The following is a 23736-nucleotide window of genomic DNA, read 5'->3' on the forward strand; positions in this document are numbered from 1 at the left end:
GTCATGGCCCGACCGTAAGGCCTGCCTTGAGCACGGCATCGATACGCGCGATGCTTACTTCCAGTTCCGCCTTCACCTGGCTTCCTTCCGGCGCACTTGCCGCGAGCGGCGCCCACAGGTCGCGCGCCGCCTGCAACTGGCCCGAGCGGGCGAGGGCCAGGCCGTAAAAATATCGCGGCGCAGGCCCCTGCGGATCAAGCTTCAGCGCGCGGCGATAGGCAAAGTCTGCGCCGGGCGAAATGACGCCATCGGCGTGCGCAACGAGGGCATTGCCCAGTCCCAGCCAGAGATTTGGATCGTTGGGCGAGTCGCGCAGGCCGGACAGGAGGACATTGGCCGCCTCCTTCGTCTTCCCCTGCCGTGCCAGTCCATCGGACAGCATCATCCATTGCGCCGCTGGTCCGAACCTTTCGGCCAGGCCCCGCCGCCGCTCGGCCAATTGCTCGTCGAACCCCTCGCCAGAGGACTTTGCGGCGGCGCGCGGGGCGCCAGCCAGTCCCGGATGCCCCTGCCAGGCATAGCCAGCAAGGCCGAGCAGCAGGGCAGCGGCGGTGATTTCGCGGGCGGCACGCGGCAACCGGCCGATCAGCAGCAGAGCCACGAATGCGACGCCGGCCAGCACGAAGGCTATGATCCATCCGGTCATGACCGTTTCCTCCTGCCTATCCGGCCGCGCAGCAGCAACAGTCCGAGCGCCAGCAGGAACAGAGGTGCGGCCCAGAGCGGCCAGAGGATCGGCGCGGCGGTCGGTTCATAGCTGACCCAGTCGCCATAGCGGGAGATCAGCCACGCGCGGATCGCCTCCGGCTGCTCCCCGGCCATGATCCGTTCCCGAATCTGCGAGCGCATGTCGCCGGCCATGCTGGCGTTGCTGTCGGCGATGGATTGGCTCTGACAAGTGAGGCAGCGGATGGTTTCCATCAGTGCCTTGGCCTTGCGCTCCTGCGCATCGTCCGGGATCTGACGGTCGGCCCAGGGCGCTGGCGGCAGCGCGGTCTGCGCCAGCGCCGGCGCCGGCGTCGCCAGCAGCGCGAGGAGAAATGCGATCATGCCCTTCATTGCGCATCCTTCAGGCGCTGGAGGATCATCGGCATGTCGTCGGCGCGGATGTCGCCGATATGTTGATAGGCGATGCGCCCCTTGCCATCGATGACGAAACTTTCCGGCACGCCCGAAGAACCCAGGGCGATCTGCACGGCGCTGCGTTCATCGAGGCCGATGCGGGCATAGGGATTGCCGTAGCGGTCAAGGAACCGATCGACGTCCGGGCGGGCATCGCGGATGGCGATGGCGTCGATTTCCACTCCGGCCTGCTTGAGCGCCATCAGCTGCGGGGCTTCAGCGGCGCAGGGCACGCACCAGCTGGCGAAGATGTTGAGCAGGCGCGGCTTGCCCGTCGCCAGCTGGGCGCTGGCGAGCGGCGGGCGGTCGCTGGCCGCAGCGGGAAGCGTGAAGGCGGGCAGCGGCTGACCGACCAGACGCGAATGGATGATGCGGTCGTCGGGCTGGAAGAGGCCGCTGGCGAACAGACCGATAAAGGCCAGGAACAGGATGAGCGGTAGCCAGATGATCAGCTTCCTCATGCCTGCGCCCTCCGCGCCTGCCATTTCGCAATCCAGCCGCGCTTTTCCCGGCCAAGCAGCGCCAGCGCGCCCCCGAGCGCGATCATGACGCCGCCAAGCCAGATCAGCGTCACGAACGGCTTCCACCAGATGCGCAACTGCCAGCGTCCACCTTCCACTTCCTCACCCAGCACGACGTAGAGCTGGCCGTCCCACCGCGTCAGCAGCGCCGCTTCGCTCGTGGTCGTGGGCGGAGAGGAGAAGAAGCGCGATTGCGGCCGGATCAGCACTGGCGCGCCCTGCCGAACGGCGCTCATGTCTGCCTGGAGCGCAGTCCAGTTATCGCCCGCGATCGGCATGATCCCGGTGAAGCGCAGCGTCCAGCCAGCGGTCCGAATGGTGTCGCCGGGCCGCGCCGCCACCAGCTTCTCGACCGTGAAGGCGGAGTCGCAGGCCATGCCGGCAAGGCTGACGGCGCAGCCCAGATGCGCGATCACCATGCCCCAGGTGAAGAGCGGCGTGCGCAGCAGCTTGCGCCGCCAGAGCGGCATGACACTGGCGACGGCAACCGATCCCGCGACGACGAGGCCAAGGAACGGCAGGATGCCGATGCGCCCCGCCGCCAGAACGATCAGCGAAATGGACAGCAGGAGCGCGATGAGCGCTGGCCCGATCAGCCGCCTGCCCACAGCGGCCGCATTGTCACGCCGCCAGCGCATCAGCGGGCCGGCGGCCATCACGATCATCAGCGCGAGGGCCAACGGCCCGGCTATCCGGTCGAAATAAGGCGCGCCCACCGATACCTTGTGCCCCAACGCCTCCGTCATCAGGGGATAGAGCGTGCCGATCAGCACGATACCCAGGATCACCGAAAGCAGGAGGTTGTTGACCACCAGCGCGGTTTCGCGGCTGACCAGTTCGAACGGCGCGCCTTCGCGCACCGTGCCGATCCGCCAGCCGAACAGCGCCAGTGCCCCGCCGATATAAATTGCGAGCAGGGCCAGGATGAAGCTGCCCCTCTCAGGATCGACGGCGAAGGCGTGGACGCTGGTCAAAATCCCCGAGCGGACGAGGAAGGTTCCGACCATGGACATGGAAAAGGCCACGACCGCAAGCATGACCGTCCATGCGCGCAAACCGTCGCGGGTCGCCAGGACTGTGACGCTGTGAAGCAGGGCGGTGGCCGCCAGCCAAGGCATGAGCGAGGCGTTTTCAACCGGGTCCCAGAACCACCAGCCGCCCCAGCCCAGTTCATAATAGGCCCAGTAGCTGCCCGCCGTGATGCCGAGCGTCAACAGCACCCAGGCGGCGAGCACCCAGGGACGCATCGCCCGCGCGAAGGCGGCGTCCACCTGGCGCGTCAGCAGCGCACCGATCGCGAAGGAAAAGGCCACCGACAGCCCGACATAGCCGAGGTAGAGGGTGGGCGGGTGAAAGGCGAGCCCCGGATCCTGCAACAGCGGGTTTAGCCCCTGCCCGTCCGGCGGCGGCGGATCGATCCGCGCGAAGGGATTGGAGGAGAAGAGCAGGAAGGCGTAGAAGCCCAGGCTGATCGCCGCCTGCCCGCCCAGCGTCGCCATATGGGTGTCGCGTCGCAACGCGCGTTCGAACAGGGCGACGGCCGCGCCGGCAACGCCCATCACCGTTACCCACAGCAGCATCGATCCTTCATGATTGCCCCAGGTGCCGGCGAATTTGTAGAGCCAGGGCTTCATCGAATGGCTGTTGGTCGCGACCAGCAGGACCGACATGTCCGACCGCATGAACAGCGTGATGAGCAGCGTGAAAGCGATCGCCGTCAACAGGCCCTGCGCCACCGCGGCGGGACGGACGGCGGCGAGAAGTTCGGGCTTGCCGCCTTTTAGCCCGGCAAAGGCAAGGAATAGCTGGAGCAGCGCCAGCGCGGCTGCGAGCCAAAGGGCGGCGAGGCCGGCTTCCGCGATCATGCGATAAAATCCCCTCGATGGAGGGGGCGAACCCCCTCCATCAGGGCTTTGCCCTGCCATGTCCCCTTGACGGGCAGGATGATAGACGCCGCTGCCGTCACTTATCCACCTTCATTTCATGGGTGGTTTCATTGTAGCTCATACCCTCCAGCTCGCGCGGCATGTAGCGTTCGTCATGCTTGGCGAGAAGGTTGGTGGCGACGAACGTCCCTTTGCCGTCGAACGCCCCTTCTGCCACAACGCCGCTGCCTTCCTTGAACAGGTCGGGCGCGATGCCGCTGAAGGTCGCGGGCACGGTGGCTTTGCCGTCCGTCACGTCGAAATGGATGGTGACGCCGTCGGGTGCCCGCTTGAGGCTGCCCCTTACCACCATGCCGCCCAGGCGGATGGCCTTGCCCGGCTCCACGCCCTTTGTCTTCACGTCGGCCGGCGCGTAGAAATAGGCGGCCTCGTCCTTCAGGGCCGACGCGGCCAGCAAGCCGGCGCCGACGATCGCGGCGAGCGCCACCAGCGCGAGAACCAGGCGTTGATGCTTTGCTTTCATGGCCGGGGCCTCACGCCCTGTCCGACAGAGTGTCTGCGGCGCGCTCGGCCCGGCGCATGGCGCGCCAACTCATGATGCTGGCGGCAAGGGTGCCGACCCCTGTCACCGCATAGGCCGCGATCACGAACAGCCATTGATTCACCCGCCTATCCTCTCGCCAGGCGCTGCAACCGCGCCTCGACCTTGTTCTGTGCCAGGATTGCGCGCATCCGCATCAGCACGATCGCCCCGAACCAGAAGGTGAAGCCCGCCAGCGTCAGCCCCAGCGGCCAGAGCAGCGCGCCATCTATGCTGGAGCCGCGCAGCGTGATGCTGGGGCCCTGATGCAGGCTATTCCACCACACCACCGAACGGTTGATGATCGGAATGTTGATAGCCCCCACCAGTCCGAAGATGGCGGTGACATTGCTGACGCCGCCCTGCTGCGCCTGTCTGGCACTGGCGTTGCCCAGAGCGATATAACCCAGGTAAAGAAAGAAGAGGACCAGCATCGATGTCATGCGACCATCCCATTCCCACCAAGTGCCCCATGTCGGCCGACCCCAGATGGAGCCGGTGGCAAGGCAGATGGCGGTGAACAGCGCCCCTGGCACGGCGATCGCGCGGCCCGCCACGGCGGCCAGCGGATGACGCCACACCAGTTGCATGAGCCCCGCTACGGCTATGCCGGTCCAGCCGCCCATGCCCAGCCAGGCGGCCGGGACATGGATGTAGAGGATGCGCACTGTCTGCCCCTGGAGATAGTCGGCAGGCGTGACGAACAAGCCGCAGGCGGCCCCGGCGAGAAGCAGCGCCAGACCCGGCCAGAACAGCCAGCCGGTGAGCGGACGCGCGATCTTCAGGAAGCGGGCGGGATTGGCGAAACGATGCATCAGGACTGCGTGTGTAGCGGGGGCGCGGCGACAATGCCAATAGGCCATTTGTCCCGAAACACCGCGCGGAAACCCAGCGTTGCGGGGGCATGCTCCGCTTTTTTGTGACAGGGAGGCGACAAAGCGTGCCTTACCCACTATATGCGCGACGACAGGCCGCCCCCGGGTGCGCCAAAGAACGGCAACGGAACCGGTTCGCACCCATGATTACGACCAACCCCTTCGACGACGACAAGTTGCGCGAGGAATGTGGCATTTTCGGCGTTTCCAGCGGGGAAACGGCGTCCGCCATCGTCGCGTTGGGGCTTCACGCGCTTCAGCACCGCGGGCAGGAAGCCGCCGGCATCACCAGCTGGGACGGGAATGATTTCCATACCCACCGAGCGATGGGCCATGTCGCCGGAAACTTCGACCGGGACGAGGTGATTCGCGGCCTGCCGGGCGAAAGCGCCTGCGGCCATGTGCGCTACTCCACGACGGGCGAAACGTCGCTGCGCAACGTTCAGCCGCTTTATGCCGAGCTGAATTCGGGCGGCTTCGCGGTTGCCCACAACGGCAACATATCCAATGCGATGAAGCTGCGCCGCGAACTGATTCGCCGCGGTTCGATCTTTCAGTCGACGTCCGATACCGAAGTCATCATCCATCTGGTGGCGACATCCAGCTACCGGACGCTGCTCGACAAGTTCATCGACGCGCTCAAGCAGATCGAGGGCGCGTATTCGCTGATCGTGATGACGCCCGAAGGCATGATCGCCTGCCGCGATCCGCTGGGCATTCGCCCCCTGGTGATGGGCAAGCTGGGCGACGCCACAATCTTTGCGTCGGAAACGGTCGCGTTCGACGTTGTCGGTGCGGATTATGTGCGGTCGATCGATCCGGGCGAGCTTGTCATCGTTACCAACAGCGGCGAAATCCGCACGCACCGCCCCTTTGGCGAGACGCATGCGCGCCCCTGCATCTTCGAGCATGTCTATTTCAGCCGGCCCGATTCGATCATCGACAATTCCAGCGTCTATTCGGTGCGCAAGGCGATCGGCGCGCAGTTGGCGATCGAAAACCCGGTTGGGGCGGATTATGTGATCCCCGTGCCGGACAGCGGCGTGCCGGCGGCGATCGGCTACGCCCAGCAATCAGGCATTCCGTTCGAACTTGGCATCATCCGGTCCCACTATATCGGCCGCACCTTCATCCAGCCGGGCGACAAGGTCAGGCATCTGGGGGTCAAGCTGAAGCACAACGCCAATCGCGCGTTGATCGAAGGCAGGCGTATCGTGCTGATCGACGATTCGATCGTGCGCGGCACCACCAGCCTCAAGATCGTGCAGATGATGCGCGAGGCGGGCGCCGCCGAAGTGCATATGCGCATCGCATCGCCCCCGACCAAGCATAGCTGTTTCTACGGCGTCGACACCCCCGAGCGCACGAAGCTGCTGGCGCACAAGCTGGACATCGGCGGGATGCAGGATTTCATCCACGCCGACAGCCTGGCCTTCATTTCCATCGATGGCCTCTACAAGGCGCTGGGCGAGGCGAAGCGCGCGGACATCCGCCCGCAATATTGCGACGCCTGCTTCACCGGCGATTATCCCACCACGCTGACCGACCAGGATGAGGTGGTTGTGCAGAACCAGTTCGAATTGCTGGCCGAGCGGGTGGTTTGAGGGCCTTGCTCATCGTCACCCTGGGCTTCACTCGGGGTTTCATTGCCTGAACGAACAAGACAAGCAGCACCCCGGACCAATGCCGGGGTGACGGACATCAAGCGGAACCCAGCATGACAGACACGCTCCCCCTTTCCGGCCGCCTCGCCCTTGTTACCGGCGCCAGCCGCGGGATCGGCGCGGCGACGGCGGAGGCGCTGGCGCGCGCGGGCGCGCATGTGGTGCTGACCGCCCGCACCGCAGGGGGGCTGGAAGAGGTCGAGGAACGCATCCACGCCGCTGGCGGAAGCGCGACCATAGCTCCGTTGGACCTGACGGACGGCGAAAGCATCGGACGGCTGGCGCAGGCGATCGGCGGGCGTTGGCAGGCGCTCGACATATTGGTGCTGAACGCAGCCACGCTTGGGTCGCTCGCCGCCGTGCAGGCCATCGACGCCAAGGAATTTGCCCGGTTGCTGACGCTGAACGTGGGCGCTCCGCAGGCACTGATTGCCGCGTTCGATGGCATGCTTCGCGCGAGCGCCGACGCGCGGGTGGTGGCGATCACGTCTTCGGTTGCAACCCCGCGCGCTTATTGGGGCGCCTATGGCGCGTCCAAGGCGGCGCTGGAAACGCTGGTTGGCGCCTATGGCGAAGAAGTGAAGAATATCTCGGCCATCCGCACCCATATCGTCGATCCGGGCGCAACCCGCACGGCGATGCGCGCGCGGGCTTTTCCCGGTGAGGATCCGGCGACGCTCAAGGGGCCGGAAGTGGTTGGCGACGCCATCGTCGCACTGGTGGTGGCCGACACGCCGGCTTGCCATAGGATGCGCGTCGACGGCTGAGCGCTCAAGCGGCCTTTACGAGCGTCACCTGCGCCACGTCGATACCGCCGCCGCGAAAACCGCCTTCGCAATACATGAGATAGTAGCGCCACAAGCCCACGAAATGCTGGTCGAAACTTGCGGGCAGAAGCCCGTCTTCCAGTGCTCCGTCGAACCGTTCCCGCCATTGCTTCAGCGTTTGCGCATAATGATGGCCGAAGCGGCGGACATCGCGCCATTCCAGCCCGCGCTCTTGCGCCAGCGCCCGGAACCGGCTTTCCGAAATCAACATGCCGCCAGGGAAGATATAGGTCTGGATGAAGTCCGCCGCGCGCGCGTAATATTCGAAAATGGCGTCGTCGATCAGTATATATTGGATCGCGGCGCGGCCACCGGGCTTAAGCAAGCGATGGATGGCGTCGAGATAGGCGGGCCAATAGGCCTGGCCCACCGCCTCCACCATTTCGACGCTGGCGATCGCGTCGTAAAGCCCCTGCGCGTCGCGATAGTCGGTGAGCTGGATGCGCGCGCCTGATCCCAGCCGGTCGCTGGCATAGTCGGCCTGTTCCGTCGACAGGGTGAGGCCGGTGTAGGACAGGACAGCGCGCTCCATCGCCTGCTCCGCCAGACCGCCCCAGCCGCAACCGATTTCCAGCAGGCTGTCCCCGTCCTTGAGGTGCAGCCGGTCAAGTATCGCATCGACCTTCTGTCTCTGAGCCTGCTCCAGCGTCTCGTACGGATTTTCAGGATCGTTAAACAAGGCACTGGAATAATGCATATTCTGATCCAGCCACAGCGAATAGAAGTCGTTGCCCAGATCATAGTGATAGGTGATGTTGTGACGCGATCCCGTCCGGCTATTGCGGCGCCCCAAGTGAACCAAGCGGCCCAGCCAGCGCTCCGGCCCGTTCGGTCGGGCGACCCGGCCCAGGGACACCGCATTGCGCATGAACAGCGCGAAAAGCGGTACGGGATCGGGGCTGGACCATTCGCCTGCCGCCCAGGCCCGGTACCAGCCCGCCGAACCGGCGCTGGCCAACCGAACCAGCGCGCGCCAGCGGTGCAGGTGAACGATGCAGGTGGGGCCATGCTGTCGGCCGCCCAGCAGCCGCCGGGTGCCGTCGGGCAGGCACGCCTCCAATGACCCCTCTTCCAGCCCAAGGTCGATGCGATCAAGCAGCCGGTGGAAGATCGGGGCACTCAAGCGCGCGACATATCCGCTTTTCCCGCTGCGCGGCGGCTGGCGTAAGGACAGGGCGCGGCGCCCCCGGCGCGGATCGCTTGCATTCATGACGTCATCTGTGCCGCAAGCAGCACGGATCCGCAATCACCGCTTCATGGCGCGATAGGCGGACAGGGCACGCTCGCGCCCCGCCCTGTGCCCGATGATCTTGACAGGATAGGCTTCCGGCCGGGCGTCGTGCGCGTCGGGATCGTGGATGACATCGTTCGGCAGGGCAGCCAGTTCGGGCACCCATTGCCGGATATAGCCGGCTGCGTCGAATTTTTCCGACTGGGTCAGCGGCGCCATGATTCGGGTGAAAAGATTGGCGTCCACGCCGCTGCCCGCCACCCATTGCCAGTTGACGCTGTTGTTTGCATAGCTCGCATCCACCAGCGTATCCCAGAACCATCGCGCACCATGCCGCCAGTCGATGAGCAGATGCTTGATGAGGAAGCTGGCGGCAATCATGCGCACACGGTTATGCATCCATCCGGTGGCCCAGAGCTGCCGCATCCCCGCGTCCACGATGGGATAGCCGGTACGCCCCTTCTTCCAGGCAGTGAAATCGCCCTTCGCCTCCCGCAGGTCGAGCCAGCCCATGCGATCAAAGTCGGCGCGGGCATTTGCCGAACCATAGGTTGGGAAATTGCAGATTTGCGTATGCGCATAATCGCGCCAGATCAGTTCCTTAAGGAAGATGGTTGCGTCATGACCTGAGGCACAGGCCCGGTGCCAGACATAGGCGGGCGATACTTCGCCAAAATGCAGATGGGGCGACAGGCGGGATGTCCCCCCGACCGAAGGAAGATTGCGGGCAGTGGGGTATTCACCGACCTCGTCCAGGAAGGTGGCGAGGTTGGCGCGTGCGCCTTCCTCCCCCGGCGTCCATTCCGTGGCAAAGGCTTCTGCCCAGTTCGGCCGATCGGGCAACAGCGCCCAATCATCGAGCGAATCGCTGTCCGGCCAGCGTGACGGAGCCGGGATGGCACGCGGCGCGGGATGAGGCTTCACAGGCGGCATATGTTCCATCACCGCCCGGGAGAAAGGCGTGTAGATGCGGTACGCGCCGCCCGACCCGGTCTGTACGGCCCCCGGCGGCAGCAGCAACCCGCCATCGTGCAGGCAGAGGTCGACCGCCTTGGCCACCGCCTTTTCGGCGTTGCGCCACCATGGTTCATAATGATGGAGAGCGTGGACGCGCGATGCCCCGCTTTCCTTGGCGATTGCGGCGAGCACATCGGCGCTTTTGCCGCGTTTCAGGATCAACCGTGAGCCCTTCGCCCGCAGGCTGGCCTCCAGCGCGACAAGGCTGTGATGCAGCCACCAGCGGGACGCGCCCCCCATCGCCCATTGGCGCGGGCCTTCGTCGTCCAACACATAGACCGGGATCACAGGCCCTTCGGTCACGGCGGCGGCAAGGGCTGCCTGGTCGGACAGGCGAAGATCCTGGCGGAACCAGAGCAGGACTGGATCGGGCATGGATGGGCAATGCGCTGCCCCGCCCCCGGTTCCAAGCGGCACTTGGGCCATATTGCCATCACGGCTCGTCGCAAAACGGCGTCCTTGCGATTCGCGTGATAGACGCGCGGGGACGGGCGGCTTATTTCCTTGCCCAAGCGCTGCATGGCCTTGGGGAAAAGGTACGCTGCAACTTATATTCGGGGACGACATGGCTTCCACGCCTGATGACAAGACTCTGCCCTATCGCCCGTGCGTGGGGATCATGCTGGTGAACATGGACGGCAAGGTGTTCGTCGGCCAGCGCATCGATAACAGCACCGAAGCCTGGCAGATGCCGCAAGGCGGCATCGACGAGGATGAGGACGCCCGCGCCGCCGCGCTGCGCGAATTGCGCGAGGAAACCGGCATCGGCCGCGAGCATGTCGAGATCATTGCCAAGAGCAAGGACGAGCATTTCTACGACTTGCCGCCTGAGCTGATCGGCAAGCTGTGGGGCGGCAAATATCGCGGGCAGCGGCAATTCTGGTTCCTGGCGCGCTTCGTGGGCGAGGATAGCGACATCGACATCGCCACCGATCACCCGGAATTTCGCGAATGGAAATGGGCCGCGCCTGACACCCTGCCGGACCTGATCGTTCCGTTTAAGCGCAAGCTCTATCGCGACATCGTGCAGGAGTTTCGCGCCCTCATTTGACCCGAAGTTGAATTGGGGGCTTAAATTCTGTTGTCGGACAAGTATGACATAAGCATGCGCGCCAGTCTGATACCGCTCTCATTGCTGCTTGCCAGCCTGCCGGCCGCCGCGCGAGCGGATGACGCCCTGTTGCCGCCGGCGGTGCGGGAGATGATGGAAGCCGCCATCGCCAACGGCAACGAAACCGACATCGCCACCGTCGCCAAGATCGCCAAGCAGACCAATCCCGCATCCGCCGATGAAATTCAGCGCATGGTCACCCGTTGGAAGGACCGCACCAAGGCGACCCATGACAATGTTATCCGCGAAGCGCGCTTCACGGAGTTATGGACCGGCCGCATCGAGGCGGGTGGCTTCCGCTCGACTGGATCGACCAGCGAACTGGGCATCAGCCTCGCCGCCACCGCCACGCGCGAAGGCATCGAATGGACGCACAAGCTGACCGCGAGCGCCGATTATCGCCGGGCCAACGGGGTGACGTCGCGAGAGCGCTACTTCGGCAGCTACGAGCCGCGCTTTCAGTTCGATCCGCGCGGCTTCGCCTACGGCCTCGCACAGTTCGAGCGGGACACGTCGATCGGCTATGACGAGCGCTACACGGGGTCCGTCGGCGTCGGCTACAAGATCATCGTGTCCAAGCCGGTGGACCTTTCCGCTGACCTTGGTCCCTCGATCCGCCACGCCAAATATGTGATCGGCCCGCGCGAGACGAAGGTCGGCGTTCGCGGATCGATGGCGCTGGCGTGGCGCGCGCTGCCCACATTGACCTTCAAGCAGACCGCATCCGCCTATGCCGAAAGCGATGTCTATACCTTCAACGCGCTGACATCGGTCGAAACGAAAGTCACCACCCGCTGGTCCGCCGCCATATCCTACAACATGCAATATGAATCGGAAACGCTGCTGCAGACGGGGGGCCTCGACACGCTCAGCCGCCTGACGCTGACATATGATTTCTAGACACGGTAATTTTCGTGCGGGGGTGGAGAGGCGCGCCGGGCTTTGATAGACCCGGTGCATGACCGGTTTCACCCCAGAGGAACAGGCCCTGTTGGACCATGCCGCCGCCGCACCGATGCTGGCGCAGGTTCAACAATGGTCGGCGATCAACAGTGGATCGCGCAACATCCCCGGACTCGATGCCATGGCGGCGGCACTGGCGGACGCCTTCTCCATCCTGCCGGGCACATTGGAATTGATGGCAGGCGACGCCGTCGAAGCCGTCGCGCCGGATGGTCGGACCTCAACGGTCAATCATGGCAGGCACCTGCACCTGTCCGTCAGGCCGGATGCGCCGCGTCGCATATTGATGACGGGCCACATGGACACGGTGTTCGGGGCGGATCACCCCTTCCAGCACCAGCGCTGGCTGGAACCCGGCCGGCTGAACGGACCCGGCGTGGCGGACATGAAGGGCGGGATCGCGGTGATGCTGGCGGCACTGGGCGCGTTCGAGCGATCGAGCGCGTCCGCTTCGATCGGCTACGACGTTCTTGTCAACAGCGATGAGGAGGTCGGAAGCCCCTCTTCCGCGACGCTGCTGCGACAGGCGGCGGCAGGCAAGATCGCAGCCTTCACCTATGAGCCAGCCCTGCCCGACGGAACGCTGGCGGGCGCGCGGGCCGGCAGCGGCAATTTTTCCATCATCGTGACGGGCCGCAGCGCCCATGCCGGGCGGAACCCCGATGACGGGCGGAACGCGGTGCTGGCCGCCGCCGATCTGGCGCTGAGGCTGAAGGCAGGGAGCGGCGCCGGCTTTTCGTGCAACCCTGCGAAGATCGATGGCGGCGGGCCGAACAATGTCGTGCCGGATCATGCGGTGCTGCGGGTCAATTTTCGTCCCCGCACGCCACAGGACGAAATCGCCGCGCGCGCGCTGATCGACCGGGCGATGGCAGATGTCGCGCGCGACCATGACGTCAACATGCACCTGCACGGAGGCTTTGGGCGACCGCCCAAGCCGATGGACGACAAGGCGCTACGCCTTTTCGGCCTCGTCCGCCGGTGCGGTACCGACCTCGGCCTCAACGTCCAGTGGCGGGACACGGGCGGAGTATGCGACGGCAACAATATCGCGGCCTGCGGCGTGCCGGTGGTCGACACCATGGGCGTGCGCGGCGGCGCGATCCACAGCGACGCGGAATTCCTGCTGACCGACAGTCTGGCGGAACGGGCGCAGCTATCCGCGCTGGCGCTGATGCGGATCGCGACCCGACAATATGATAATGAGGGGATGATCGTTTGAGCTTCATCATGCGCATCGCACGCGCGGACGACATACAGACGCTCTATGAGATGGCGAAACTGACCGGGGGCGGGTTTACCAACCTGCCGCCCGACCGCAAAGCGCTGGCCGCCAAGCTGGAGCGAACCGAGCAGGCGCTGGCGCGCGAGGGCGAGGACATTGCGGACGAACTGATCGTCATGGTGCTGGAAAATGTCGAGACAGGACAGGTGCGCGGCACATGCCAGATTTTCTCGACGGTCGGGCAGAGTTTCCCCTTCTATTCCTATCGACTGGGCGTGCTGACCCAGCATAGCCGGGAACTGGGCCGCACCTTCCGCGCGCAGATGCTGTCGCTGACCACCGATCTGGAAGGATCCGTAGAGGTGGGCGGGCTTTTCCTCCACCCGCGCGAACGGGCGGAGGGGCTGGGATTGCTGCTGGCGCGCAGCCGTTATCTCTACATCCGCAACCATCGCGCCCGGTTCGGGGACCGCGTGATTGCAGAGCTGCGCGGGGTCATTGACGAGGCCGGCGGTTCGCCCTTCTGGGATGGCCTGGCCGGCCGCTTCTTTGGCATGAGCTTCCAGGAAGCGGACGAATTCAATGCGGTGAACGGCAATCAGTTCATCGCCGACCTGATGCCCAAGACGCCGATCTATACCGCGATGCTGACCGACAGCGCCCGCGCCGTCATCGGCCTGCCCCATCCCAATGGCCGGGCGGCGATGCGGATGCTGGAGACGGAGGGATTCGAAAATGCAGGCTATGTCGACATTTTCGACGGCGGTCCGACGATGGTGGGACAGGTCGACCAGTTGAAGACGATCGCCGCGGCGCGGGACGTCACCTTGGCATCGATCCATGACAAGGGCGGGGATCGGATGCTGATCGCGACAGGTCGGCTGGCGGATTATCGCTGTACCTGGGGCTTCGTGCAGGATGGAGATGGCGGCATCTCACTCGACGCGGCGAGCGCTGCGCGGCTCGGTCTGGAGCCGGGGGACGGTTTCACCATGGCGGGGCGGGCATGAGCGTTATCGAGATCAATTTCGACGGAATCATCGGCCCGAGTCACAATTATGCGGGGCTCAGCCTCGGCAACCTCGCCTCCGCGCGCAACGCCGGAGCGGTATCCCATCCCCGCGCGGCCGCACTGCAGGGGATCGAAAAGATGCGCGGCAACATCCGCCTTGGCCTGCGGCAAGGCATTTTCCTGCCGCAATGGCGGCCAGACAGCGCCTGGCTGGCCAGGCTAGGAGTCGATGTCGGCAATGCCGATCCGCATATCAGGGCGGCGGCGATGTCCGCTTCCTCCATGTGGGCCGCCAATGCGGCGACCGTTTCCCCCGCCAGCGATACGGCCGACGGTCGGACCCACCTGACCATCGCCAATCTGGTCACCATGCCGCATCGCAGCCATGAGTGGCCCCAGACGCTGGCGCAGCTGCGCGTCGCCTTCTCCGACGCGCGCGCCTTTGCGGTGCATGATCCTATCCCCGCGCCGTTCGGCGACGAAGGCGCGGCGAACCATATGCGGCTTTCGCAATCACATGACCAGGCGGGCGTGGAGGTCTTCGTCTATGGCCGTTCGGGCAGCGCCTTCCCGGCGCGGCAGCATGTGGAGGCAAGCAAGGCCATCGCGCGCATCCATGGCCTCGACCCTGCCCGTACCCTGTTCGTCCAGCAGTCGGAGGAAGCGATCGCCGCAGGCGCGTTCCATAATGATGTGGTGGCGGTGGCGAACGAGCACATACTCTTCGCGCATGAGCAGGCCTTTGCCGACAAGGATCGTTTCTATGCCGATCTGCGGGCCGCCCTGCCCGCGGTAGAAATCGTGGAAGTTCCGGCCAGCGCCGTCAGCCTGTCCGATGCGATCGCCTCCTATCTCTTCAACGCGCAGCTTGTGACGTTGCCGGACGGGGCAGGCATGGCGCTGATCCTGCCCACAGAGGCGCAGCAGGTGCCGGCGGTCTGGCGCTGGCTGGAGGGAATGATCGCCGGAAACGGTCCCATCCGCCGGCTCGTGCCAGTCGACGTGCGTCAGTCCATGGCCAATGGCGGCGGCCCGGCCTGCCTGCGGTTGCGCGTCGTGGCCGATCCGGCCGACATCGATCCACGCTTCCTGGTGGACGAGGCGCGGCTGGACGGCATCGCCCGGATCGTCGCCGGATATTGGCCGGAACGGATCGCGCCGGACGACCTTGGCGATACCCGGCTGATCGCGCAGATCGAACAATCATGGTTAACGCTTGTTGACCATCTTCAGCTTTCCGGGGACTTGTCGATCTGAGCGTCGGGGGTGACGCGGACGAGTCGCCATGGAACGGATCAAGAGCCTTTTCACGATCAAGACCAAGTTCGAGGCCTTTCTGGTCATCTATGCGCTCGCGCTCGGCGCGACGGAGCGTGGCGTCGTCTATATGCACACCTATCCCGGCGTGGGTGGTCAGTTGCTGGCGCTGGCCTGCTCGGGCGCTGTCTTCATGGCGGGTGGCAAGATACTCGACGCGCTGGAGTATCAGCGCAGCTATTGAGGCGATCCTGCCTCCAAAACGAACCCAGTTGGGATTTCACGCCGGACGGCGCCATCTATCCTCCCCCTTCATCGCAGGATGGAGGGAGCGGAGATGCTGGACGATCGTCGCCGGAGGAGCGTGCCGGCTGCCGAACTGGTGCGGAATTTCGCCCATTGGCGGGAGGTCGGATCGCGCGAGCCGGTGATGGTGACACACCATGGCCGGGAAACCCATGTCTTCATGGGGCTTGACCGGTTCCGCACCCTGGCCGAAGACGACGCCGCAGATTCGCCGCAGGATCGCACGCTGGAACTGGCGGCGCGCATCCACCAGGGCTTGATCCTCGTCGGCCCGGACATGAGCATCGGTCATGCCAATGGCGTGGCGATGGGGTTGGCGCGACGGTGGGACCGTCAAGCCGAAGGTCAGTTGCTATGGGAGGCCTTTCCCGAAATCGCCGGGACGCTGACCGAAGCGCATATCCGCCATAGCCTGGCGTCCGGCGAGGCGAGCGCGGCCGACATCCCCTCCCCCTTTCGTGAGGACAGTTGGCTGCATGTGCAGACATTTCCTTTTGCACAGGGCGTGGCGCTGCTGATGCGGGACATCACTGCCGATATGCAGCGGCACCGGCTGGCCGATGTCCGCTCGGCTATGCTGAAGGCGATGGAGGTCCATGGGGAGATCGCGCATGTGCGGGTATCGCCCCGCGGCTTCATCGAGGCGGTTGATGGCGGTTTCTGCGACCTTATGGGCCTGCCGCGCGAAAGGCTGATGACGGCGGCGATCGCCGATCTGGTGGAGGTGGCGGCTCGCCCAGCCTTCCGCAGCCAGCTGGAAAGCGTGCTGCGCGGCGACGGCGACCTGCGGCTGGCCACCCGGTTGCTGACCAATGACGGTACGGTCGCCTGTGTCGATGCCGCGATCGCCCGGCTGCATGGGACTTACGGTACGGAAGGTGCGATCATCCTGATGACCCCGGCGCGCGTCCCGGGAAATATGGAAAATCACGTCCGATCTGGATGAACGCCTGCACGTCGGCTTCACTTTCGCGGATGCGCGGCGATTTTGCGCGGAACGCCCGGTCGACCGCTTTGCGTAATTTGCGTGCCGGCGGTGCAGCGACCGGAAAACCGGCTTTTGATCCCATCCCGCTAGGCTGCCCATCATGTTTGAGAAACCTGCCTCATCCATCCGCAGCCTGTTGCGCGACCCTAGCGGCAGCGCGATGGTGGAAGCCGCCTTCGCCGTCCCGCTGATGGTGATCCTGCTGCTTGGCATCTTGGCCTATGGCAGCTGGTTCATGACCGCGCACAGCCTGCAACAGGCCGCGAACGACGCAGCGCGCGCATCGGTGGCCGGGCTGGACAGCGCGGAACGGCGGATGCTGGTAGAGCAGAGCGTCGCCGCCAGCCGGGCTGCCTTCCCCCTTCCGGGTGCCCAGACCATCGATTTGGGCACCAGCGAGAGCGGCGGATACTGCACCGTCACGCTGCGCTATAACCTCGCCAACGCCGCCATCTTCTCCGTGCTTCCCGTGCCGCTACCGGGCGAAGTGCTGGAACGCAGCGCGGTGGTGCGGATCGCCGGATGAAGCGCCGCTGCCTTAAGCGCCTTGCGGGCGATGGCCGGGGCGGCATCAGCGTGCTCCTTGCCGGTTCGATCTTCATGCTGGCGGGCGCGAGCACCGTCGCAGTGGACCTTGGTTCCATCTACCTTGCACGGCGGCAGTTACAGGGGATAGCGGACGCCGCCGCGCTGGCTGCCTCTAGCGGCGGGCGCATGGCGGCGGAACAATTGATCGTGCAGAGCGGGGTCGGCGGCGTCGCCATCGCATCCATGGAGACGGGCAGCTACGCCGCCGACCCGGCAATCCCGGTCGCGTCGCGATTTCGCGCTGGCGACCCGGAGGGCAACGCGACCCGCATAGCGGTGCAGCGGCGGGTACCCCTCTTCTTCGGACGGCTGCTGGTGGGGCGCGATGGCGTCGACCTCGCCGCCCGCGCCACCGCAGCCAAGTCCGACGCCGCTGCCTTCTCCATCGGCACCGGCCTTGCCTCCCTCAGCGGCGGCGTGCCCAACATGCTGCTGTCCAGCCTCGCCGGTACGGAACTCAACCTGTCGGTGATGGACTATAACGGCCTTGCGAACGCCAATCTCGACCTCCTCCATGTCGCCGACGCCCTGCGGCTGCGGCTTGGCCGCGACGGAGAGGCCTATGGCGCGCTGTTCGACCGGGATATTCCCCTCTCCACCGTGCTTGCCGCCATGGCGGATGCGTCCGGGGGCAGCCCCGCCGCCGCCACCTTGCTGGCGCTTGCCGGGCGAATTCCAGGACGCACCGTGCGGATGAGCGACATCATCGACCTGGGACCGGCGCGCAACGCTGCTGATCCGGCCGGACAGCCCAATATCCTGCTCGATGCCTTTTCCATGCTGCGCATGGTCCTCACTCCCGCATCGGGCGTGTCCATGCCCATCGACCTGAGGCTGACCGTGCCGGGCCTCAGCAGCACGCGGCTGATGCTGGTCATGGGCGGCGGGCAAAGCCAGTCGCCGCTCATGACGCTGACCACCAGCCGCGACGTAGTGGTGCGCACCGCCCAGACGCGCCTCTATCTGGAAAGCACGGTCGCCACGGCGCTGGGCGGCCTCGCGTCCGTGCGCATCCCTCTCTATATCGAGCTTGCGGCCGCAGAGGCCCGGCTGTCGGACATCCGTTGCGGACCGGATGGCGGCGTCACGCTTGCCGTCACGCCCTCCATCGGATCGGCCGCGCTGGGGGAGGTAGATGTCGCTGCGCTGACGAACTTCGCTGCGCCGGTCAGTCCCCGGCCAGCGCTGCTGGCGCAGACCTTGGGAACGCAGATCACCGGTTTTGCCCAGGTCTTGCTTGGCGGGACGCAGGCGCAGAGCGTGCATTTTTCCGCAACAGAGATCGACGCGCAGCAGGTCAGGACCGTCAGCACCAACGACGTGATGCAAGGCATCGCGGCCAGCCTGGCCGATCGAACCCAGATAAAGGTGACCGTACTGGGCATCACCGTCGGCAACAGTCCGCTGAGCCCCCTTATCGGATCCCTGCTCGGCACGACCGCGCCGTTGATCGACGGCCTGTTGAATAGCATCATGGCGACGATGGGCGTCAGGCTGGGTTCGGCGGACGTGCGCGTGCATGAACGGCGATGCGGCATCCCGGCGATCGTGGCGTGATCCGCTGAACGCGATAGACGCGGTCGATGGACATCGGTTTGGGCAGGGATGGTTGGCTGTGCCGAACCGAAATGGCGCACCCGGAACGATTCGAACGTCCGACCCTCAGATTCGTAGTCTGATGCTCTATCCAGCTGAGCTACGGGTGCTTTTCATCGATCGACGCGGGCTTCAAGCCCATCCGTAACGCCGGCCGAAAATATGGCGCACCCGGAACGATTCGAACGTCCGACCCTCAGATTCGTAGTCTGATGCTCTATCCAGCTGAGCTACGGGTGCGTGGAGACGCGCAGATAGAAGCGTGAGGCTGATTGGGCAACCCTTTTTTTGCACTTTTGCGAAGGGGGTGCCCGTCGCAACCTTTCGGGCCATTCCCTCGTTCGACTGGCCGAAGGAGACTGCCATGATGAACTTCACGATGAACGACCTGGCCCTGCTGGTCATAGCGTTGGTCATTGGCTGGATATTGGGCCTGATGATGAGCGGGCGGGGGAGGTTCAAGCGGCTGTGGCAGGAAGAGCGGATTGCCCACCGCACCGGCATCAAGGACCGGGACGCACGGCTGGAAGCGGCGAACGCCCGGATCGTCGAGCTGGAGCGGCAACGAGCGGCCCCTATTGCGACGCCCGCGGCGGCGACCGGCCTTGCAGCCGGGACGGCCGGCGCGGCTGCGACCGGTGTCCATGACCGTGACGATCTCAGCCGCATCAACGGGATCAGCCAGCGCGAGGAAGTGGCGCTCAACGAAGCGGGCTATCACCGCTACAGCCAGATCGCTGCGATCAATGCCGAACAAGAAGCGACGCTGGAGGCGCGGCTGGGCCTCAAGCCCGGCACGATCGCGCATGACGACTGGCGCGGTCAGGCACTGGCGCTGGAGCGAGGCGAGAGCAAGCCCGGCCTATTCAGCCGCATCACGGGATCGCACTGACACCCGGCGTCCTTTGATGCACGGACAAAGGGCGGGGAGCGATCCCCGCCCTTTTCGCGTCATTTGGCGGCGAGCGCCGCCTGTGCCGCCGCGAGCCGGGCGATGGGCACGCGATAGGGCGACGCCGACACATAATCGAGCCCGGTCTTTTCGCAGAAGGCGATGGAGGCGGGGTCGCCGCCATGCTCGCCGCAAATACCGAGCTTGATGTCGGGACGGGTCGCCCGCCCGCGCTCCGCCGCCAGTTCGATAAGCTGGCCGACGCCCTCCACATCGATGCTGACGAACGGATCGCGGGCGAAGATGCCCTTGTCCACATATTGCGTCAGGAAGCGGCCGGCATCATCGCGGCTGATGCCGATGGTCGTTTGCGTCAGGTCATTGGTGCCGAAGGAGAAGAATTCCCCGACCTCTGCGATCTCGCCCGCCTTGAGCGCGGCGCGGGGCAGCTCGATCATGGTGCCGACCAGATATTCGACCGAAGCGCCCTGCTCGGCAAAGACATCCTTCGCGACCTGATCGACGATCGCCTTCATCAGTTCCAGCTCCTTCCTGGTGGCGACGAGCGGGATCATGACCTCAGGGATCGGCGCTTCGCCGCTGCGCTGCTTCACGAGCAACGCAGCCTCGAAGATGGCGCGGGCCTGCATTTCGTAGATTTCCGGGTAGGTGACGCCCAGACGGCAGCCACGATGACCCAGCATGGGGTTGAATTCATGAAGTTCGGCAGCGCGGCGCTTCAATGCCTCGACGCCGACACCGGCGGCCTTCGCCACTTCCTCGAACTCCGCCTCGCCATGAGGCAGGAATTCGTGCAGCGGCGGGTCGAGCAGGCGGATGGTGACAGGCAGGCCCGCCATCACCATGAAGATCTGCGCGAAATCGTCGCGCTGTTCGGGCAGCAGCTTGTCGAGCGCGGCGCGGCGGCCCTTCTCGCTGTCGGCAAGGATCATCTCGCGCACGGCAGTGATCCGCGCCGCGTCGAAGAACATATGTTCGGTGCGGCAGAGACCCACGCCTTCCGCGCCGAAATCGCGCGCGGTCTGGCAATCGAGCGGGGTTTCGGCGTTGGCGCGTACCTTGAGGCGACGGACCTTGTCCGCCCATCCCATCAGCACGCCGAAATCGCCGGCCAGTTCGGGCTGCACGGTCGGCACTTCGCCCGCCATCACCTCGCCGGTGGAGCCGTCGATGGTGAGGATGTCGCCTTCCTTCAACTCCCGGCCGCCGATGCGCAGGATCTTGTTGGCATTGTCGATGGAAAGACTGCCCGCGCCGGAAACGCAGGGGCGGCCCATGCCGCGCGCCACCACGGCGGCGTGGCTGGTCATGCCGCCGCGCGCGGTCAGGATGCCCTTCGCCGCGTGCATGCCGTGAATGTCCTCAGGGCTGGTTTCGACGCGGACGAGGATGACGGCATCGCCCAGTTCGTTGCGGCGTTCGGCGGTGTCGGCATCGAACACGATCGCGCCGCTGGCTGCACCGGGCGAGGCCGGCAGGCCCTTGGTCAGGACGTCGCGCGGCGCCTTGGGATCCAGCGTGGGGTGAAGCAACTGGTCGAGCGCGGCGGGATCGACGCGGGCGACGGCTTCCTCCTCGGTGATGAGGCCTTCGGTCGCCATGTCGACCGCGATCTTGAGCGCGGCCTTGGCGGTGCGCTTGCCCGAACGGGTCTGGAGCATCCAGAGCTTGCCCTGCTGCACCGTGAATTCGATGTCCTGCATGTCGCGATAATGGGTTTCGAGGATCTGGAACACCCGCGCCAGTTCGGCATAGGTTTCCGGCATCGCCTCTTCCATCGACAGCGGCTTGGCCCCGGCCCGTTCGCGCGCGGCCTTGGTCAGATATTGCGGGGTACGGATGCCCGCGACCACGTCCTCACCCTGCGCGTTGATAAGATATTCGCCATAATAGGCGTTTTCGCCGGTGGCAGGATCGCGAGTGAACGCAACGCCGGTGGCAGAGGTGTCGCCCATGTTGCCGAACACCATCGCCTGCACGTTGACGGCCGTGCCCCAGTCGCCCGGAATGGAATTGAGGCGACGATAGACCTTCGCCCGGTCAGCCTGCCACGATCCGAACACCGCGCTGATCGCGCCCCAGAGCTGGTCATGCACATCCTGCGGGAAAGGCTTGTCCCAGAGCTTCTGGACAAGAGCCTTATATTCACCGACCAGCGCCTTCCAGTCGTCGGCGGTCATTTCGGTATCGAGCGTGTAGCCCTGATCTTCCTTGGCGATTTCCAGCGCTTCCTCGAACGCGCCATGATCGAGTTCCAGCACCACGTCCGAATACATCTGGATGAAGCGGCGGTAGCTGTCCCACGCGAACCGCTCGTCACCGCTGACGGTGGCGAGGCCGATGACGGTTTCGTCGTTGAGGCCGAGGTTGAGCACCGTATCCATCATGCCGGGCATGGAAATGCGCGCGCCCGAACGGACCGACACCAGCAGCGGATCGGCCGCGTCGCCGAAGCGCTTGCCGGTCACGCCCTCGATATGGGCGATGCCGCCGGCGACTTCCGCCGTCAGGCTGTCGGGATAGACGCCGCCATCCTGATAATAGCGGGTGCACATTTCGGTCGTGATGGTGAAGCCCGGCGGAACCGGCAGGCCGATCGCGGCCATCCCGTCCAGGTTCGCGCCCTTGCCGCCCAGAAGGTTTTTGTCGCCCTTCCCCCCGTCATTCACGCCGCCGCCGAAACGATAGACATAGCGGGTGGCGGTCTCGTTCATGCTGGCTTCTTCCGTCTTGATCATGGTCCGGCTCTCCCTGCACTGATTGCCGTGTTTGTGCGCTGCAACAATATGACCGCATTAGCGCGATAATGGGAGCCGGAATAGGAAATATCCGGCGTAACTTCGCATATTTCCCGTAAAACGTGACATTAAGTTACGTCAGCCGGAAATCTTCGAAAAGTCCGCGACATTGTGCACCGCATCCCGCACCCGCGCCAGCAGCGCCAGGCGAGTCGTGCGCTTCGCCGGATCGGAGTCATTAACCGTGACCGTTTCAAAGAAGGCGTCGATCGGCGCGCGGAGCGTGGCGAGCGCCGCCATCGCTTCCTCGAACCGCTCGTCCGCCACCGCCTGCGCCGCGCGGGGCTCGGCAGCGTCGAGCGCGGCGATGAGTGCAGCTTCGGCGGGTTCGGGCGTGTAGGAAAGCGCGGCGGGCGCAGGCGTGTCCCCTTCCTTTTTCAGGATGTTCGCGGCGCGCTTGTAGCCCGCGAGCAGGTTCGCGCCGTCATCGGTCGCTATGAAGGACTGGAGCGCGTGGACGCGGGCCAGGAGGCGAACGAGATCGTCCTCGCCCCCGAGCGCGAACACCGCGTCGATCAGGTCATGGCGGACACCCGCTTCCTTTTGCTGGACTTTGAGGCGGTCGGCGAAGAAGTCTAGGACTTCGGACGACGTAATATCCGAAGCCAGCATATATTTGCGAGCGGCCTCATTCGTTATATTTGTTGCGCCGGCAACAAGTCTGTCAAAAAGTTCGCCCCACCTAAAGTCCGTTTTCAACGTTCCAATAGCATCCAGAACGGGTAGAACTTTTGCGATGGGCGCCGTTTGACTCTGAAACGCAACATTTGCCGCAGCTAATTTCACGACTGTTCCAAGCGGTACAGTCAAATTGCAATAAGTCAGCTGGCTCAGAACGCCAATTGCGGCGCGCCGCAAAGCGAATGGATCTTTCGATCCGGTCGGCTTCTCTCCAATAAGAAAGAATGCCGCAATCGTATCCAGCTTGTCCGCCAAACTCACCGCCACGGTCACCGGGGCAGTCGGCACGTCATCGCCCTGCCCGACCGGCTTGTAATGATCGCGGATGGCGTCGGCCACCGCATCGGGCAGGCCCTCTGCGCGGGCATAATAGCCGCCCATGACGCCCTGAAGCTCGGGGAACTCGCCAACCATTTCGGTGACGAGGTCGGCCTTGCACAGGCGGGCGGCCTGTTCGGTGAGGTCGGCCAACTCTTCCTTCGTCATGCCAGCGTAGGCTGGCATCTCAGGCGTTGGCACGCTGCCGCCAGAGACCCCAGCCTTCGCTGGGGTGACGGTGGGGGCTGGGGTGACGG

At 65.0% G+C, this 23736-nt stretch carries 23 protein-coding genes and 2 tRNA genes; 12 read left to right on the forward strand and 13 right to left on the reverse strand.

The features are described 5' to 3' along the window. Position 1 precedes the first annotated feature (1 nt). From AX724_RS17610 to ccmC, 7 genes are all read right to left on the reverse strand, one after another. Entirely contained in the window at positions 2–646 is a 645-nt protein-coding gene (locus AX724_RS17610; protein WP_066768899.1) for a tetratricopeptide repeat protein, read from the reverse strand. Beyond that, complete coding sequence (locus AX724_RS17615) at positions 643–1059, reverse strand: cytochrome c-type biogenesis protein (RefSeq protein WP_066768900.1); 417 nt, start codon at positions 1057–1059, stop codon at positions 643–645. Before AX724_RS17615 ends, AX724_RS17610 begins: the two co-directional genes overlap by 4 nt. Beyond that, positions 1056–1583 (reverse strand): redoxin family protein, encoded by a 528-nt coding sequence (locus AX724_RS17620; RefSeq protein WP_231736740.1) that lies wholly within the window; start codon positions 1581–1583, stop codon positions 1056–1058. The genes AX724_RS17615 and AX724_RS17620 overlap by 4 nt, the downstream gene beginning before the upstream one ends. Further along, positions 1580–3508: a heme lyase CcmF/NrfE family subunit gene (locus tag AX724_RS17625; protein WP_066768904.1), complete on the reverse strand. Its 1929-nt coding sequence runs from the start codon at positions 3506–3508 to the stop codon at positions 1580–1582. The genes AX724_RS17620 and AX724_RS17625 overlap by 4 nt, the downstream gene beginning before the upstream one ends. 97 nt (positions 3509–3605) lie before the next feature. Further along, positions 3606–4052, reverse strand: a complete 447-nt coding sequence (gene ccmE / locus AX724_RS17630; protein ID WP_066768911.1) for a cytochrome c maturation protein CcmE — start codon at positions 4050–4052, stop codon at positions 3606–3608. Between the two features lie 10 nt (positions 4053–4062). Beyond that, positions 4063–4194 (reverse strand): hypothetical protein, encoded by a 132-nt coding sequence (locus AX724_RS24765; RefSeq protein ID WP_269454169.1) that lies wholly within the window; start codon positions 4192–4194, stop codon positions 4063–4065. A gap of 4 nt (positions 4195–4198) precedes the next feature. Then, positions 4199–4924 carry a heme ABC transporter permease CcmC gene (ccmC, locus tag AX724_RS17635; protein ID WP_066768914.1) on the reverse strand — a complete coding sequence of 242 codons (726 nt, stop codon included), beginning with the start codon at positions 4922–4924 and terminating at the stop codon, positions 4199–4201. Positions 4925–5127: 203 nt separating this feature from the next. On the opposite strand from ccmC, the gene purF reads away from it, so the two are divergent. Together purF and AX724_RS17645 are read left to right on the forward strand one after the other, a co-directional pair. Continuing rightward, entirely contained in the window at positions 5128–6588 is a 1461-nt protein-coding gene (gene purF / locus AX724_RS17640) for an amidophosphoribosyltransferase (protein WP_066768917.1), read from the forward strand. A gap of 113 nt (positions 6589–6701) precedes the next feature. Next, complete coding sequence (locus tag AX724_RS17645; protein ID WP_066768924.1) at positions 6702–7415, forward strand: SDR family NAD(P)-dependent oxidoreductase; 714 nt, start codon at positions 6702–6704, stop codon at positions 7413–7415. Between the two features lie 4 nt (positions 7416–7419). Here AX724_RS17645 and AX724_RS17650 read toward each other — a convergent pair whose 3' ends face one another. After that, positions 7420–8685, reverse strand: a complete 1266-nt coding sequence (locus AX724_RS17650; RefSeq protein WP_066768995.1) for an SAM-dependent methyltransferase — start codon at positions 8683–8685, stop codon at positions 7420–7422. 36 nt (positions 8686–8721) lie between these two features. Further along, a complete protein-coding gene (locus AX724_RS17655) occupies positions 8722–10098 on the reverse strand; it encodes a cryptochrome/photolyase family protein (RefSeq protein WP_066768926.1) in 1377 nt (458 codons plus the stop codon). Between the two features lie 190 nt (positions 10099–10288). Here AX724_RS17655 and AX724_RS17660 point away from each other — a divergent pair, with 190 nt between their 5' ends. The 9 genes from AX724_RS17660 (at position 10289) to AX724_RS17700 (ending at position 18730) form a co-directional block, all read left to right on the forward strand. Beyond that, complete coding sequence (locus tag AX724_RS17660; RefSeq protein WP_066768929.1) at positions 10289–10774, forward strand: RNA pyrophosphohydrolase; 486 nt, start codon at positions 10289–10291, stop codon at positions 10772–10774. Positions 10775–10828: 54 nt separating this feature from the next. After that, complete coding sequence (locus AX724_RS17665; RefSeq protein WP_066768999.1) at positions 10829–11734, forward strand: DUF481 domain-containing protein; 906 nt, start codon at positions 10829–10831, stop codon at positions 11732–11734. Between the two features lie 58 nt (positions 11735–11792). Then, entirely contained in the window at positions 11793–13019 is a 1227-nt protein-coding gene (locus AX724_RS17670) for a hydrolase (RefSeq protein ID WP_066768932.1), read from the forward strand. After that, positions 13016–14032 carry an arginine N-succinyltransferase gene (locus tag AX724_RS17675; RefSeq protein WP_066768935.1) on the forward strand — a complete coding sequence of 339 codons (1017 nt, stop codon included), beginning with the start codon at positions 13016–13018 and terminating at the stop codon, positions 14030–14032. Before AX724_RS17670 ends, AX724_RS17675 begins: the two co-directional genes overlap by 4 nt. After that, on the forward strand, positions 14029–15291 hold the full coding sequence (locus AX724_RS17680) for an N-succinylarginine dihydrolase (RefSeq protein WP_066768938.1): 1263 nt from the start codon (positions 14029–14031) through the stop codon (positions 15289–15291). The genes AX724_RS17675 and AX724_RS17680 overlap by 4 nt, the downstream gene beginning before the upstream one ends. A 28-nt stretch (positions 15292–15319) precedes the next feature. After that, positions 15320–15535: a hypothetical protein gene (locus AX724_RS17685; RefSeq protein WP_066768941.1), complete on the forward strand. Its 216-nt coding sequence runs from the start codon at positions 15320–15322 to the stop codon at positions 15533–15535. Positions 15536–15628: 93 nt separating this feature from the next. Next, positions 15629–16543, forward strand: coding sequence for a PAS domain-containing protein (locus tag AX724_RS17690; RefSeq protein WP_066768947.1), 915 nt, complete (start codon positions 15629–15631; stop codon positions 16541–16543). 142 nt (positions 16544–16685) lie between these two features. Then, positions 16686–17111, forward strand: coding sequence for a TadE/TadG family type IV pilus assembly protein (locus AX724_RS17695; RefSeq protein WP_066768950.1), 426 nt, complete (start codon positions 16686–16688; stop codon positions 17109–17111). Then, positions 17108–18730 (forward strand): pilus assembly protein TadG-related protein, encoded by a 1623-nt coding sequence (locus tag AX724_RS17700; protein WP_066768953.1) that lies wholly within the window; start codon positions 17108–17110, stop codon positions 18728–18730. The genes AX724_RS17695 and AX724_RS17700 overlap by 4 nt, the downstream gene beginning before the upstream one ends. A 72-nt stretch (positions 18731–18802) precedes the next feature. Here the strand turns inward: AX724_RS17700 and AX724_RS17705 are convergent. Both AX724_RS17705 and AX724_RS17710 read right to left on the reverse strand, forming a co-directional pair. Further along, positions 18803–18879, reverse strand: a tRNA-Arg gene (locus AX724_RS17705). 53 nt (positions 18880–18932) lie between these two features. Further along, positions 18933–19009 (reverse strand) — tRNA-Arg (locus AX724_RS17710). A gap of 127 nt (positions 19010–19136) precedes the next feature. On the opposite strand from AX724_RS17710, the gene AX724_RS17715 reads away from it, so the two are divergent. Further along, positions 19137–19661 (forward strand): hypothetical protein, encoded by a 525-nt coding sequence (locus tag AX724_RS17715; RefSeq protein WP_066769007.1) that lies wholly within the window; start codon positions 19137–19139, stop codon positions 19659–19661. 59 nt (positions 19662–19720) lie between these two features. Here AX724_RS17715 and ppdK read toward each other — a convergent pair whose 3' ends face one another. Together ppdK and AX724_RS17725 are read right to left on the reverse strand one after the other, a co-directional pair. Further along, positions 19721–22420: a pyruvate, phosphate dikinase gene (ppdK, locus tag AX724_RS17720; RefSeq protein ID WP_066768957.1), complete on the reverse strand. Its 2700-nt coding sequence runs from the start codon at positions 22418–22420 to the stop codon at positions 19721–19723. A gap of 138 nt (positions 22421–22558) precedes the next feature. Then, the coding region (locus AX724_RS17725; RefSeq protein ID WP_156448148.1) for a glycine--tRNA ligase subunit beta at positions 22559–23736 on the reverse strand (1178 nt) is incomplete at its 5' end.

Source organism: Sphingobium sp. CCH11-B1 (assembly GCF_001556865.1).
Lineage (GTDB): Bacteria > Pseudomonadota > Alphaproteobacteria > Sphingomonadales > Sphingomonadaceae > Sphingobium.

What these genes read in the sequence shown, in the direction of transcription:
- AX724_RS17610 (WP_066768899.1), bottom strand. Translation starts at nt 646, where the DNA reads ATGACCGGATGGATCATAGCCTTCGTGCTGGCCGGCGTCGCATTCGTG.
- AX724_RS17615 (WP_066768900.1), bottom strand. Translation starts at nt 1,059, where the DNA reads ATGAAGGGCATGATCGCATTTCTCCTCGCGCTGCTGGCGACGCCGGCG.
- AX724_RS17620 (WP_231736740.1), bottom strand. Translation starts at nt 1,583, where the DNA reads ATGAGGAAGCTGATCATCTGGCTACCGCTCATCCTGTTCCTGGCCTTT.
- AX724_RS17625 (WP_066768904.1), bottom strand. Translation starts at nt 3,508, where the DNA reads ATGATCGCGGAAGCCGGCCTCGCCGCCCTTTGGCTCGCAGCCGCGCTG.
- ccmE (WP_066768911.1), bottom strand. Translation starts at nt 4,052, where the DNA reads ATGAAAGCAAAGCATCAACGCCTGGTTCTCGCGCTGGTGGCGCTCGCC.
- ccmC (WP_066768914.1), bottom strand. Translation starts at nt 4,924, where the DNA reads ATGCATCGTTTCGCCAATCCCGCCCGCTTCCTGAAGATCGCGCGTCCG.
- purF (WP_066768917.1), top strand. Translation starts at nt 5,128, where the DNA reads ATGATTACGACCAACCCCTTCGACGACGACAAGTTGCGCGAGGAATGT.
- AX724_RS17645 (WP_066768924.1), top strand. Translation starts at nt 6,702, where the DNA reads ATGACAGACACGCTCCCCCTTTCCGGCCGCCTCGCCCTTGTTACCGGC.
- AX724_RS17650 (WP_066768995.1), bottom strand. Translation starts at nt 8,685, where the DNA reads ATGAATGCAAGCGATCCGCGCCGGGGGCGCCGCGCCCTGTCCTTACGC.
- AX724_RS17655 (WP_066768926.1), bottom strand. Translation starts at nt 10,098, where the DNA reads ATGCCCGATCCAGTCCTGCTCTGGTTCCGCCAGGATCTTCGCCTGTCC.
- AX724_RS17660 (WP_066768929.1), top strand. Translation starts at nt 10,289, where the DNA reads ATGGCTTCCACGCCTGATGACAAGACTCTGCCCTATCGCCCGTGCGTG.
- AX724_RS17665 (WP_066768999.1), top strand. Translation starts at nt 10,829, where the DNA reads ATGCGCGCCAGTCTGATACCGCTCTCATTGCTGCTTGCCAGCCTGCCG.
- AX724_RS17670 (WP_066768932.1), top strand. Translation starts at nt 11,793, where the DNA reads ATGACCGGTTTCACCCCAGAGGAACAGGCCCTGTTGGACCATGCCGCC.
- AX724_RS17680 (WP_066768938.1), top strand. Translation starts at nt 14,029, where the DNA reads ATGAGCGTTATCGAGATCAATTTCGACGGAATCATCGGCCCGAGTCAC.
- AX724_RS17685 (WP_066768941.1), top strand. Translation starts at nt 15,320, where the DNA reads ATGGAACGGATCAAGAGCCTTTTCACGATCAAGACCAAGTTCGAGGCC.
- AX724_RS17690 (WP_066768947.1), top strand. Translation starts at nt 15,629, where the DNA reads ATGCTGGACGATCGTCGCCGGAGGAGCGTGCCGGCTGCCGAACTGGTG.
- AX724_RS17695 (WP_066768950.1), top strand. Translation starts at nt 16,686, where the DNA reads ATGTTTGAGAAACCTGCCTCATCCATCCGCAGCCTGTTGCGCGACCCT.
- AX724_RS17700 (WP_066768953.1), top strand. Translation starts at nt 17,108, where the DNA reads ATGAAGCGCCGCTGCCTTAAGCGCCTTGCGGGCGATGGCCGGGGCGGC.
- AX724_RS17715 (WP_066769007.1), top strand. Translation starts at nt 19,137, where the DNA reads ATGAACTTCACGATGAACGACCTGGCCCTGCTGGTCATAGCGTTGGTC.
- ppdK (WP_066768957.1), bottom strand. Translation starts at nt 22,420, where the DNA reads ATGATCAAGACGGAAGAAGCCAGCATGAACGAGACCGCCACCCGCTAT.